13 protein-coding genes are annotated in these 13,163 nt (G+C 58.5%); all 13 read right to left on the reverse strand.

The window, feature by feature from the left end:
* On the reverse strand, nucleotides 1-1,065 hold the full coding sequence (locus tag VLM75_08770; protein HSV97011.1) for a chemotaxis response regulator protein-glutamate methylesterase: 1,065 nt from the start codon (nucleotides 1,063-1,065) through the stop codon (nucleotides 1-3).
* Nucleotides 1,044-1,529 (reverse strand): chemotaxis protein CheD, encoded by a 486-nt coding sequence (locus VLM75_08775; GenBank protein ID HSV97012.1) that lies wholly within the window; start codon nucleotides 1,527-1,529, stop codon nucleotides 1,044-1,046. The genes VLM75_08770 and VLM75_08775 overlap by 22 nt, the downstream gene beginning before the upstream one ends.
* Nucleotides 1,526-2,368: a CheR family methyltransferase gene (locus VLM75_08780; protein HSV97013.1), complete on the reverse strand. Its 843-nt coding sequence runs from the start codon at nucleotides 2,366-2,368 to the stop codon at nucleotides 1,526-1,528. The genes VLM75_08775 and VLM75_08780 overlap by 4 nt, the downstream gene beginning before the upstream one ends.
* 34 nt (nucleotides 2,369-2,402) lie before the next feature.
* The gene (locus VLM75_08785; protein HSV97014.1) at nucleotides 2,403-2,927 is read right to left on the reverse strand and encodes a chemotaxis protein CheW; all 525 of its coding nucleotides are present in this window, start codon (nucleotides 2,925-2,927) and stop codon (nucleotides 2,403-2,405) included.
* A gap of 8 nt (nucleotides 2,928-2,935) precedes the next feature.
* On the reverse strand, nucleotides 2,936-5,119 hold the full coding sequence (locus VLM75_08790; GenBank protein ID HSV97015.1) for a chemotaxis protein CheA: 2,184 nt from the start codon (nucleotides 5,117-5,119) through the stop codon (nucleotides 2,936-2,938).
* An 81-nt stretch (nucleotides 5,120-5,200) separates the two neighbouring features.
* Nucleotides 5,201-7,384 carry a methyl-accepting chemotaxis protein gene (locus tag VLM75_08795; GenBank protein ID HSV97016.1) on the reverse strand — a complete coding sequence of 728 codons (2,184 nt, stop codon included), beginning with the start codon at nucleotides 7,382-7,384 and terminating at the stop codon, nucleotides 5,201-5,203.
* A 62-nt stretch (nucleotides 7,385-7,446) separates the two neighbouring features.
* Complete coding sequence (locus VLM75_08800; GenBank protein ID HSV97017.1) at nucleotides 7,447-8,061, reverse strand: MBL fold metallo-hydrolase; 615 nt, start codon at nucleotides 8,059-8,061, stop codon at nucleotides 7,447-7,449.
* Entirely contained in the window at nucleotides 8,058-8,672 is a 615-nt protein-coding gene (locus VLM75_08805) for a CheR family methyltransferase (GenBank protein ID HSV97018.1), read from the reverse strand. The genes VLM75_08800 and VLM75_08805 overlap by 4 nt, the downstream gene beginning before the upstream one ends.
* Nucleotides 8,673-8,681: 9 nt before the next feature.
* Nucleotides 8,682-9,065, reverse strand: coding sequence for an STAS domain-containing protein (locus VLM75_08810; protein HSV97019.1), 384 nt, complete (start codon nucleotides 9,063-9,065; stop codon nucleotides 8,682-8,684).
* A 24-nt stretch (nucleotides 9,066-9,089) separates the two neighbouring features.
* Nucleotides 9,090-9,464, reverse strand: a complete 375-nt coding sequence (locus tag VLM75_08815; GenBank protein HSV97020.1) for a response regulator — start codon at nucleotides 9,462-9,464, stop codon at nucleotides 9,090-9,092.
* Between the two features lie 37 nt (nucleotides 9,465-9,501).
* Nucleotides 9,502-9,918, reverse strand: a complete 417-nt coding sequence (locus tag VLM75_08820; GenBank protein ID HSV97021.1) for a response regulator — start codon at nucleotides 9,916-9,918, stop codon at nucleotides 9,502-9,504.
* 225 nt (nucleotides 9,919-10,143) lie between these two features.
* Nucleotides 10,144-10,806, reverse strand: coding sequence for a response regulator transcription factor (locus VLM75_08825; protein ID HSV97022.1), 663 nt, complete (start codon nucleotides 10,804-10,806; stop codon nucleotides 10,144-10,146).
* Entirely contained in the window at nucleotides 10,799-12,970 is a 2,172-nt protein-coding gene (locus VLM75_08830; GenBank protein HSV97023.1) for a PAS domain S-box protein, read from the reverse strand. Before VLM75_08830 ends, VLM75_08825 begins: the two co-directional genes overlap by 8 nt.
* Nucleotides 12,971-13,163: the final 193 nt, after the last annotated feature.

Genomic DNA, 13,163 nt, shown 5'->3' on the forward strand with positions numbered 1-13,163 from the left:
TTATGCCCTCATTATCGCTTCTGGAATTTTCTCGAGGGGCAGCACCTGTTCGGCCCCGCCGCGCTTTATCGCTTCTTTCGGCATGCCGAAAACCACGCAGCTCTTTTCGTCCTGGGCGATGGTATGCGCGCCCGCGTTACGCATCTCGAGCATTCCCGCCGCCCCATCGTCGCCCATGCCGGTCATGATGATGCCCAGCGTATTTGCCCCAGCGTTCTTAGCGGCCGAGCGAAACAACACGTCGACCGAGGGACGGTGGCGGCTCACCAGCGGGCCGTCGTTTACCGTCACGTAATACTCGTCGTCCCTGCGGTTTAGCAGCACGTGGTGCCCGCCCGGGGCTATAAGCGCCTGGCCCAGGCGGACCATATCGCCGTGCGCGGCCTCCTTTACCTCTATCGCGCAGATTTCATCCAGGCGCTCCGAGAAGGCCTGCGTGAACCCTTCGGGCATATGCTGTACGATCACGATACCCGGTGACTGTTTCGGAAGCGCCGTCAGCACATATTCGATGGCCTGCGTCCCGCCGGTCGAGGCCCCGATGGCCACCACGCGGTCTTTCGTGCGCGAGATGGTCCTTCCGTCCCATGGAGTCAGGACGCTGTCGGCGGTCAGCTTGGGCTTGATCTTTATGTCGGCGCCCGGCCGTACCGGCATTTTCGCAACCTTCGCCTGCGCTGCCGACTTGACCGCATCGGTCAGCATGGTTACCGAGTCGTATAGAAATTTCTTGAGCTCGAGCGACGGCTTGGAAAGCACATCCACGGCGCCGGCGGCCATGGCCTGCATGGCCGTCTTTCCGTGCGCGGTGAATATGATCACCGGCGTGGGACGCCGGGCCATTATTTCCTGCAAAAAGGTTATGCCGTCCTTGCGGGGCATCTCGACGTCGAGAATGATGACGTCCGGCCACTCCCGGTTGAAATGGTTTTCGGCGAACACCGGGTCCGACGAGGCGCCGATAACGTTTATCTCCGGGTCCGAACTCAGTATCTCGGTAAGCGCCTGTCTCAGGAGCGCCGAGTCGTCGACGATGTGGACCCTTATTCCTCCCTTTTTACCCATACGTTACCGCTCCAGAGATCGAATATTATGTTATGCGGCCGCGTTCCGCCTATCCGCGCCCTGCGAATATGGAAACCGTGCCTCTGCAGAAGCCCCTCTCCCGCCGTTACGTTCTTCGCGCCGATATCGAGCCTTCTGCCCTCGATATCGGGGAACATGTTCGCGCCTCCGAACATCTTGACATGGTACTCGCCCGGCGTTGTGCCCGCCTGGCGTATTTCCTTTAGAACAAGCTCCACGGCGTCGCTGCCATAGCGCGGGTCAAGCCCGCTCTTCGAAGGCTCATTTTTATGTGACAGGATGTAATGGCACATCCCGCCGATACGTTTTTTCGGGTGCCACAGGCAAAGAGCGACACAGGATCCCAGCACGGTCCGTATGCGGGTATAGGCATCGCTCCAGTACAACTCGCCCGGCTGAAGAAATATCTCGAGCACGTAATCGGGGGCGGGAGGCAACTTCATGGTTTTCGGTAAACCGACGGCGCCTCTTTTACGTACTTTCCCTCCGATTCGACCAGGCTCTCCGTGTGTCCGATCATAAGATACCCGCCCTGTTTTATCAACGGATAAATTCGCCCAAGCACCTCCCTTCTCGTGGCGTTATTGAAATAGATCATGACGTTTCTTAAAAACACCGCGTCGAACTGTCCGATCGGGGGAAGCGCCCTGTTGAGGTTGATGGTCCTGAAATCAATACCGCATTGAAGGGCCTTGTCGATCATAAGCCTGCCCTCCTGGGACCGCACCCCCCGCATGCAGTACTTTTTACGGAAGGCCTCGGGTATATCCTTGATGCTCTCGATCGGGTAAACGCCCCTGCTCGCCTTTCTGACGACATCGTCATTGGCGTCCGACCCGAGCACTTCCCACGGGCGCCCCGCGAGGGCATTGTCCAGCACCATCGCGATACTGTACGCCTCCTCTCCCGTGGAGCAGGCCGCGCTCCAGGCCCTGAACGTGCCGCCGTCATTGCGGGCGGGCAACACCCTCCCGGAAAGGAACGCGAAATGGTCCGCCTCCCTGAAAAAATGCGTTTCGTTGGTTGTCAGCAGGTTTAATAAAACGCGGAGCTCATCGTCGTTTCCGGTATTATGCGCCATCTCGAGATAGTCCGCGTAGTTCGAAAGCCGGTAGTGGCGCAGCCGTTTCATCAGTCTGCCGGCGACCAGCGATTTTTTCTCGTCGGACAGATGTATACCCATCTCCCGGTACAACAGGTCTCTGAAACGCGCGAACTCCGCGTTGCTCAAGGGGCGCCACCCGGGCACCGACGATTCTGAAAGAGGAATCAGTCCGTTCATCGCATCGCACCTTCTCCTGTCGCTGACGCGGCGATCATGCGCCGCCCGCCGCCCCCGACGTCGCTTTCGCCCGGACGGGAACATCTCCCTCGGCCTGTATATCCGCAATGTCGAGCACACGGTCGAGATTGAGCAATATGACAAACCTGCCGTGGGTCTTCCCTATTCCCTGTATAAACTCGGTGCGGATTTTCGCCCCGAAGCCCGGCGTCTGTTCGGTGTTTGCGGGCTTAATGTCGACCACCTCGCGCAGCGCGTCGATGAGGAGCCCCATCGGGATGCGCTCCTCCTGGTGCTCGATCTCGACCACCACTATGCACGACAGCCTTGTGATGGTGCTCTGATACCCGTAGAACCTCGCCGAGAGGTCGATGATCGGCACAACGCTGCCCCGGAGGTTCAGCACGCCGCGCACCGCCGGCGGCGCTATCGGCACGCGTGTCACCTGATCGTACTCGATGATCTCCTTTACGTTGACGATATCGACACCGTATTTCTCGCTCCCGATCAGGAAGGTCAGATACTTGCGCGCATTATCCGCCATATTCATCTCATCCATGTTTCACCTCACGCTATCGCGCCTTCTTTCTCGACGATCGACTCGATCTTCATGATCATCCTGGGGACGTCGATGATATAGGCCACCCCGCCGGTACCCATTATCGTGGATCCGCTCAGCCAGTGCATGCCGCTGAATACCTTTCCCATGGGTTTGATGACCGTCTGGAATTTTCCGACCAGCTTGTCGACCACAAGCCCCGCTTTTCTTCGCGCGTACTCAACGACTATCACGTTGCCGCGCGCCGGGGGCTCCCCCTCCTCCCTGAAAAATTCCCGAAGGCTGAGGAACGGCAGGACCGATCCGCGGAGGTTCATGAAACTTCCACCCTTCATCCCCTCGAAATCCTCCCTGACGAATTCAACGCACTCCACCACCGTGTCGAGCGGAACGACATAGGTGAGCTCCCCGACCCTGAACATGAATCCGTCGATAATCGCGATCGTAAGCGGAAGCTGTATCCTCACCGTGGTCCCCGCACCGTCCCCACTCTCCACCTCTACCACGCCCCTCAGAGACTCTATATTTCGCTTAACGACGTCCATTCCGACCCCGCGCCCTGAAATATTGGTGACATTCTCCGCGGTTGAAAATCCCGGTTTGAAAATGAGTTGCAGCATTTCGTTTTCAGACAGATGCTGCCCGGCGGTTATAAGCCCTCTCTCTACCGCCCTCGCCCTGATCCGCTCGCGGTTGAGACCGCCCCCATCGTCGCTGACCTCGATCACGATGCTTCCGGTTTCGTGGTAGGCGTGCAGGCGTATGACGCCGCGTGGCGGACGCCCCTGCGAGCGACGGACCTCGGGCGGCGCTATGCCATGGTCGATAGCGTTGCGAACGAGGTGCATGAGCGGATCGCTTATCTTCTCGGTAATGGTCTTGTCGAGCTCGGCGTCCGCTCCGCTGATCGCCAGGTCGATCTCCTTGCCCTGTTCGCGGCCGAGGTCGCGTACCACGCGCTCGAACTTGCGGAAGGTCTCGCCGATCTGCACCATCCTCATGTTCATGGCGCCCTCGCGGATCTCCTCGATCAGGCGCGACATGCGGTCCGCCGACTCCATAAGCTCGCCGTCGCCGTTCTGCGCGGCAAGCTGCTTTACGTTTTCGCCCGCGGTGACGAGCTCGCCGACGAAATTGATCAGCTGGTCGAGCCGCTCGCCGTCTATCCTCATGGAGCGCTTGTTCTTTTCCTCCATGGCGCGGTTCTGTTTCTGTTTCTCGAGCGCCGCCTCGACTACTTCCCTTGAAGCGATCTTCTGCTCCACAATTATCTCCCCGATACGGAGAGGCTCCTTCTCTTCGACCGCCGCCCCGCTCTGAATGGCCAGCACCGCGGCGAGCTCGCTTTTTGTGATGGTGCCGCTCTGCGTCAGTATCTCGCCGATGTTCATCGGATTTTCCGGAAGGTCCTGAATGAGTTTTTTATACAGATCGATGCCGCTTTTCGGCGGGATGATCCGTATCTGGCAGTCATCGCGCACAAACTCGAACGCGCTTTCGATGGTCTCCTTTGTGGTTTCCGCGTTCAGGTCTATCTCGAAACCGAGGTAGCACTGCTCCGGATCCATCAAGTCGATGGGCGGCATGCCATCGATCACCGTGACGAGGTTAACGACCTCCCCCATGCCGCGCAGATAATTAATGAAAGGGAAAGGATCCAGCCCGTTTCGGTAAACACTCCTGTTGAACCGAAGCGAGATGTGCCAGTTGACGTTCCCCTCCCGGCCGTTTCCTGCCGCCGCTTCAGCCGCTTCCTTTCGCTTCATTTCATCGACGGAAGTATCCGCCGTTTTCGCGTCGAGGGTATAGCGTCCAAGCCGTGCGATGAGAGCCGCGCCCCGTTTCTCCGTTTCCCCGTCGAGCGGGTCGTCGGCTCCCTGCTGGTGGAGATCGAGGAGCGCCGTTATGTGGTCGTGGCACGCAAGAAGCGCCGCGGAGAGCTCGACATCGAGAGCCACCTCCTTCTTTCTGACGCGGTCCAGTACGTTTTCGGCGACGTGCGTAAAGCTTTCGACCGATCTCACGCCGAACATGCCGGACGAACCCTTGATGGTGTGAACCGCCCGGAAGAGCGCGTTGACCAGCTCTTCGTCCTCCGGGGCCTTCTCGATCTCGAGGAGCAGGTACTCCATCTCGGCGAGCATCTCCCTCGATTCGGTAAAGTAGGTCTGTTTCATACTATCAAGATTCATAGCCTCCCCCCAATGCGAGTCCCAATTAAACCCGATACCGCCATGCGGCCGCCGCGCCGCATGGCCCCGGCGCGCGACGCGCTAAAACTTCTCATAGTCGTCATGCTCCACGTCGCCCTCATGCGCGGCATGGGCCTTCGCTTGAGGGGCAGCGGCCTGTTTTTTCACCGTTTTTCCCGTGTGAAGGGCCGGTCGAAGCGCCGCCCCCCTGGTTGCCTTTCGACCGTCGTCGATCTTGAAAAACTCGATGGTGTCCTGCAGCTGTTTGGACTGCGCGAAGAGCGACTCGGCGCTCGCCGCCATCTCCTCGGACGCCCCGGCGTTCTGCTGAATCACCTGGTCGAGCTGCTGTATCGCCCTGTTGATCTGCTCGGCGCCGACAAACTGCTCCTTCGACGCCGCGTTGATGTCCTGAACGAGGTCCGCCGTCTTCTGAATGTCCGGCACAAGCTTCGCGAGGAGCTCGCCCGCCCGTTCGGCCACGCGCACGCTCGTTCCCGAGATCTTGGTGATCTCCGCCGCGGCCTCCTGGCTGCGCTCGGCGAGCTTCCGTACCTCGGTCGCCACCACGGCGAAGCCCTTGCCATGCTCGCCCGCACGCGCCGCCTCTATCGTCGCGTTCAGCGCGAGTAGATTGGTCTGATATGCGATGTCCTCGATGATCGTGATCTTCGAGGCTATCTCCTGCATCGCGCGCACCGCCTCCGTCACCGCCGCTCCTCCCTCCTTCGCGTCAGAGGCCGCCTTCGTCGCAATGCCCTCCGTGGCCTGTGCGTTTTCAAGGTTCTGCCGGATGTTCGCGCTCATCTCTTCTATGCTCGATGAAACCTCCTCGGCCGCCGCGGCCTGCTCGGTCGCGCCGCTTGACATCTGCTGCGCCGTCGACTGGAACTCGTTCGAGCTCGACGCAACGCTGTCGGACGCGCCCTTGACGTCGACGACCACCCCGGTCAATGCCTCCACCATCTTGCGCAGCGCCTGCATCAGGCGGTCCCGCTCGGATCGCACCTTGACATCCACGTCGAGACTCCCTCCGGCGATCGCCTCGGACACGTCGGCGACCTCGTTCATGGAATTTCGAAGCCGGTCGAAGCGTTCATTCGCGATCGCGGCCTTTCCGGGGAATTTCCTGAGCACCGGTTCGAAATTGCCCTCGGCGTACGATTTCAGGATATCGAGCATGGCCAGAATGGCCTCTACGTGGAACTTCGTCGTACCCACGAAGCCCCCTGCCATCACGCGATAGACGCCCGAGAATTTTGAGGGATCAAGGGAGTAATCTATCTCTCCCATCTTGTGCTGATCGTCCATTTTTTTCATTTCGGCGACGAAATCGTTAAGGCTCTCGATGAGCATGTTAATGTTGTTTTTAATCTCATTGAAGTCGCCGTTGTATGAATCGGTTATCTTCGCCGGGATATCCCCCTTTGATATCCGGTCCACGTATTCGGCCGCCACGTTCAGCGGTCCGATGACCGCGTCAAGCGTCGCGTTCACCCCGATAACGATGGGCCTGAATTCGAAATTAATCTTTTCGGGATCGGCCCTGGTATCGAGCTTGCCGCCTGCGGCCGCGTCGGTCAGGCGCTTCGTTTCGGAGAGCAGGGTTAAAAGGATCCGGGCGATATTTTTATACAGGAACAGGCCGAGTCCGAGCGCTATGGCGACCGCCAGCACGCAAATCAGGAGGGTTACAATGGCCGAATTACGAGCCAGTTCGCCGTTGTTAGTCGCCCTTTCCATCGCTTCTTTCACCTTGTTTTGAAAGAGTTTTTCCAGCAGGGGTAGAAGTTTCGCGCCCTGGCCCCCCGCCTCGCCGAGCACCCGTACCGCGTCGTCTCGGTTGTTGTCCCTTACGAATCCGAGGAGCTCGTCGCGAACCTGGGCGTATTTGATGATCTCGGTCTTGAACTCGACAACAATCTCCCTGTCTCCGGCCGCAATAACGATGGACTCGTATTTCTCCAGCGCGGCCTCCCATTTTTTATCCTCCTCGGCTATGTCCGCCAGGCGCTGGCTGACGTCGCGATTGAGGAGGAATTTTTCGTAGATCGCCTCCATTACGAGTATCTCCATGGCGAGCACGTGCGCCTCCAATTTGGAAACTGATTCCAGGCCGACGACATTCTCATCATACATTGCCTGCCCCGCACTACTGATGCGCAGGATGTTGCTGATTCCGATCGCCCCGACCAGCACGGCAATCACCGTGAGCACGAGGAATCCCGAAATGATCTTCGTACCCAGTTTCATGTTTTTAAGCATCTGTCCCTCCTCGGTAAGCTTTTTATTCAGTATAAAATCGTCATTTTGTTTCCTGGTACCCCTTATGCGTTGCGGGATGCGCGATTCCCCGCGCCGCGGCGAATATTTTCGAGCGATCGGCACAGAACCGACTGCGCGCCGACCGTTATCGGTCTGTCGTGCCCGGAGTAGATGGTCTCGACCCTAAGCGCGCAGACGCGCTCCATGACCGCGGTGAATTCGGGGGTATAGGACCCCTCCGACGAGTGGATATTCACCGGAGTGTCACCGGAAAAGAGCACGCGTTCGGCTTCGCAATAAAGGAATACCGAGTCGTTGGAATGGCCGGCAATATGGATCACCTCAAATTCCGCGTCTCCCATCCTAAGCCTCTGTCCGTTCTCCAGCAGCCTGTCCACTCCGTCGACAGGTGAAAACGCGTACACAACCGGGTCGAAGCGCTCCTTGATATCCCGCAATCCCGCCCCGTGGTCGAAATGATTATGCGTGATCACGACCTGCTGGATCTTTTTTTTACCGACACCGGTCGAAACGTTTTCGATCTCGTCGACGATATACCCGTCCTGTCCGATATCCACCAGCGTGTTGACGTCGGCAAGGGTGTTCCACGACCCCAGCACCAGATAGGCGTTGCACGAATAAAGGTCCGGATTGCTTTTAAGCTGGATGACCTTCACTGTCTTCCCTCGATTTTTCTGTGTATCTGCCCGTCGGACACGACCTGCTCGAACAAATGTGCCGCTTCCTCCGGCATCTTCTGCGTTTGCTCGGTGACGAACAGACCCCCGGGCGCAAGCGCCCGATGGAACATCCGTATGACCTCCACGCGCTCGGCCGGCAGGAAATGGAGAAGTACGTTCTTGCAGATGATAAGGCTGAAGTCGTCCCCGACCGGCTCGAGTGAAAGGAGATCGTGGCGCTGGAAATTCACGCACTTTTTAGTATTCTCCTCAATCCGGAAAAAACCCGGGCGGCCATTCGGCTGGAAATATTTTTTAAAGATGTCCTCCGGTATGCGCGACAGCGGCTCCTCGGGATAGATTCCTTCGGCGATAATTTTATCAAAGCCGCCGCTCTCATCGATATCGCTGGCGATGATCGAAACATTCCTGAAGCCGAACCGGCCCATGCCCTCGGCGAGCAGGATCGCAAGCGAGTACGGCTCGGGCCCCATGGCGCATCCGGCGTCCCATATCCTCACCCTGCTCCGTCCCGAGGCGTATGGGACCAGGTGCTTGACCGCCAGCTCCAGCACGTGCATGTCCCTGAAAAAATACGTAAAAGCCATCTCCGTCGCCTATGCCTGTCTCCTCGATTTAAGCCCGTACCTGAACGCGTAATTGTTCCGTTGCGAAGCCGGGACCTTGATCTTGTCCCCGAAAAATCCGATCGCGCCGTAAAGGTCGAACACCCTGAGCACCGCGGGGCTGTGCCCGACGAGCGATAGGGACTTCCCGCTTTTAACCGCCTCGCGTTTGAGCGCCACGAATAACTGGAAACCGGCCGTGTCCATCTCGCTGACGTCCGAAAGATCGACTTCCATTGATCGCACCGATTTCAACTGTTTCAGCAGCTGTTCTTTCAACGGGGACACGGTGTAGATGCCCGCCTCTCCCTCGACGCTGACGGCGACGTGATTGTTTCTTTTTCGGCCCGCTTTTATCTTTACTTTCTCGTCCATATTCTCACGCTCCCCGTTCCGTGCTTATGCCATGAGCTTCTGTACGGCCGAAAGCAGCCGGTCGGGCGTAAAGGGCTTCACCATCCAGGCCTTGACTCCCGCATCCTTCCCTTCGGCTTTTTTGTCCTCGCCGGATTCCGTCGTCAGCATGATGACGGGCGTAAACCTGTAGGCGGCATAGGACTCGTTGTTTTTAAGCGCCTTGACGAAAGCGATCCCGTCCATCTCAGGCATGTTGACGTCGCAGATGATAAGATGGATCTTTCCGCCCGAGAGTTTGGAAAGGGCGGTCTTCCCGTTATCCGCCTCGATAACGTCGTAGCCGCTCTCCTTCAGCGAGAACGCCAGGAGCTGCCGTACGCTCTCGGAATCGTCGATGATCAATACTGTCTTGCTCATGATCCCACCTCTCAATAATGGTATGATTCCATGCGGCTCAGCCGCCCGTACGGCCCTCCCTGCTGCGTTCGCTGAACATCCGCTGTACCCTGTCTATGAGATCGTCCAGGTTGACGGCGATAATCCCCTCGAACTCTCCGCCCTGCGAAAGCTTCCTCCGCAGCTCCTTTTCGTATTCCTCGGACTCCGAGGCGTAGAGGATGATCCCCTGAAATTTCCGAAGCGAAAACTTCAGACGGCGCAGAAGCTCGTCCGGCTGAACGTTCATCTTGTTGTAGTTCATGATGACGTAGTCCGGAAATATGTCCGTCGCCTGCCATAGCGCGTTGACGCCGTTTTCGCTTACATATATATGGTCGCGCGCGAAATACTCGGACAGCGTCGCGACCAGGGTCTTTCTCAGATCGTCGTTGGGTTCGACTATCAATACTTTTTCCGTCTTCGATACAGGCATTGCGTTGTTCGGGAACCGGTTTCCCGCTCCATTTTTATCGGAAAGGCGCTCGAACGGACCTTTCCCGATGGTACAATAGTGCAGGAGCGTCAAAACGCAATACGGCGGGGTGTGTAAACTCATCGGGACCCGGGACTATTGTCAGAGGGGGGAATGCCTACATCGGGACGGTAAAAGATATAGGGAGTCTACGGTAAAAGAATTAGAGACATAACGAGGGAAGGCTCAGGGCTCCACGAGCCCGCTTTTCACCGCGTACTTCACCAGGTCGGCCACCTTGTGGAGGTCGAGCTTCTTCATCATATTCGAACGGTGCACCTTGACGGTCTTGTCGGATATCCAGAGCGTGGACGCGATCTCGGCGTTGGACCGGCCCTCGGCTATGAGCTTGAGTATCTCCCGCTCCCTCGTTGAAAGCGCGGTGAACTGCGAATCGGGCCTCCTCGCGGCCTCCCGCGCACCCGGTGCCAGGTAATCCGTCACTATTTTTCGCGTTATCCTGGGGCTCAGATAAATATTTCCCTTCGAAACCTCGGCCACCGCGCGCAGCAGGTCGTCGCCGGCGTTGTCTTTAAGAACGTATCCGTTCACGCCGAGCTTTAAAAGCTCGTTCACGTATTCCTCATTATCGTGCCGCGAGAGGATGATAATACTGACGGACGGCGTGTATTTCCTGACCTGCCGGGCGATCTCGATACCGGTCATGCCCGGCATCGAGATATCGACGATGGCTATATCGGGCTTCAGCTTTTCGATCATCCCGAGCGCCTCGCGCCCGTCTCCGGATTCACCCACAATCTCATAACCGGTCACGCTGCCCAGGATATACCTGAGCCCCTCGCGCAGAATGGCATGATCGTCGGCTAAAAAAATTTTCGTTTTATTCATGGGCCTGCCTCAGCGGAATCCATATCGCTATCCTGGTGCTCCGGCCCGGGCCGGAACAGAACCCCGCCTCTCCGCCGAGCGCCTCCGCGCGCTGACGCAGATTCGAGAGGCCGAAGCCTTTTTTCAACTCATCCACCCGCGCCGGGTCGAAACCGACGCCGTCGTCCTCCACCGCAAGGACCACGGCACCGCCCGTTCCGGGACGCGAAAGCTCTATGTTGACGCTCCCCGCACCGGAATGTCGTATGATGTTGGAAACAATCTCCTGTGTCATGCGGTACAGGTTGACCTCGATGTCGTGCGACAGCTTGCCGGCGGAGAGATTCAGGCTCGTCGTGATGCCGCTGGCCTCCAGATAGTTCTTGGCATACCAGCGAATTGCGGCCTCGAGCCCCAGGTCGCTCAGGATCGAGGGGTAAAGCCCCATATAGACCTCCCCCAGCTCCTGGCTCGCCTTGTCGATGAACTGCAGGCCCATTTCGAAACGATCGCCGTACTTCCGGCGGTCTTTCTGAAAGGCGCAGAAATTGAGCTTGGCCGCGATGATGGTCTGGCCCACGCCGTCGTGCAGGTCGCGCGCGACCTTCTGCCGCTCCTGTTCCTGCGAGATCATGATCTCCCGCGACAGCCGCTTGATCTCCTCGCCCGCCCTCCGGTGTTCGGTGATGTCTTTAACGAAAACCGCCAGCCGGGAAACCGAGCCGTCGCGGTCCTCTATCGGATAAACGTAATCATCGAAAAAGCTTTCCGCCCCTCCGTGCTCGAAATGCACCGGACACGCGGTTCGCAGGGACTCCTCAATCCGCCCCCTGAACAGCTCGGCGATATCGGGCGGCATGAAGTCGTACACACAGTGGCCGGCGAGCTCATCGAGCTTTCTCCCCAGGTCCTTCGCCAGCGTCTTATTGGCGGCGAGGATGTTCCCCTTCACGTCGACCAGGAAGAGCGCCTCGGGATTGGCGTTGATGAGGGTCCGCAGCGTCCGCTCGCCCTCGCGCAGGGCCTCCTCGGCCTGCCTGCGCTCCATGATGTCGCGCGCGATCCCGACGGTGCCGTATACCTCATTGCGTTCGTTACGAATCGGCATCTTAACCGTCTCGATCCACACCTCCCGGCCCGAGCGGCCGGTGATTCTTTCTTCTATGAGTAGCTTCCTTCCCGAGCGAATGACCTCCGCATCGTCTCTTAGAAACTTCACCGCGTATTCCGCGGGCCATATATCGAGATCGTTCTTGCCGATAACCTCATCCCTGGGAAATCCGCTCGCTTCCTCGAAGGCATGGTTCACCGCTATGTAGCTGCCCGATGAGTCCTTCAACCACGCCATGTCCGGGATATTGTCAAGCAGCGCCTTCTGCTGCCGGCTTATTTCATCGATCCGGATCTCCGCGGTCTTTTGCTCCGTGATGTCGCGGATCGAACCTTCACTGCCCGTATCCCGGCCGGAGGCGTCCCGAACCACCTGCTCGCTGATCGACGCCCAGAAAATGTCGCCGTCTTTCTTTCGCAACTGCGCCTCGAAGTTTTCCAGATACCCCTGCCCGCCGAGAATACAGAGGGCCGCGGCGCGGCGGTCGCGGTTCACGTACAGCGTGGCGACGTCCCTGCCCAGAAGCTCCCCGGGGGGGAATCCGGCGACCCGTTCGACCGAAGGGGAAATCAGCACGATGGTGCCGTTCGTATCGGTCTGGAAGAAGACGTCGCGGATGTTATCGAACAGCCTGCGGTATTTCTCCTCGCTTGCGCGCAGTCTGCGGTCCAGGGAGTGACGATAGAGGACCATCTCGATCGAGATGAGGAGCTCCGCGTCGCTGACCGGTTTGAGGATGTAGCCATAAGGCCCTGCAGCCCGCGCGCGGCGCACCGTGTTTTCATCAGCGTGGGAGGTAACATAAAGGACCGGAATATCATACAGATCATTGATGCGGCGCGCCGCGTCGATTCCGCTCTGACCGTTATCGAGTACGATATCCATCAGGACGATATCGGGAGAGAGCTCGCCCGTTTTCGCAACCGCCTCGTCCGCATCGGCAACCGTCGCGAGCACACGGTACCCCCGCTGTGCAAGGACCGCCGCGATGTCCATCGCGATGATGGACTCGTCCTCCACGATGATAACGCCCGCCCCTTCCATGTTCGCCGTATGCACCATCGCCTCCGGCATCCGCCCGCCTCCCCGTTCCCCGGGGGCCCGCATGGCTTCCCGCGCATAAGAGATACCATCAAATTCCCCGCGGGAGCCGACGACCTGTTTACTGCGTACAACCGCGATCCCGCGCATCCGTATAACCCGCATGGCACGGGCAGGCGGCACGGATAACGCGGAAATTTTCCGCTTCTTTCGAAGTGTACCCCCC

Source organism: Spirochaetota bacterium, assembly GCA_035477215.1.
Classification (GTDB): Bacteria; Spirochaetota; UBA4802; order UBA4802; family UBA5368; genus MVZN01.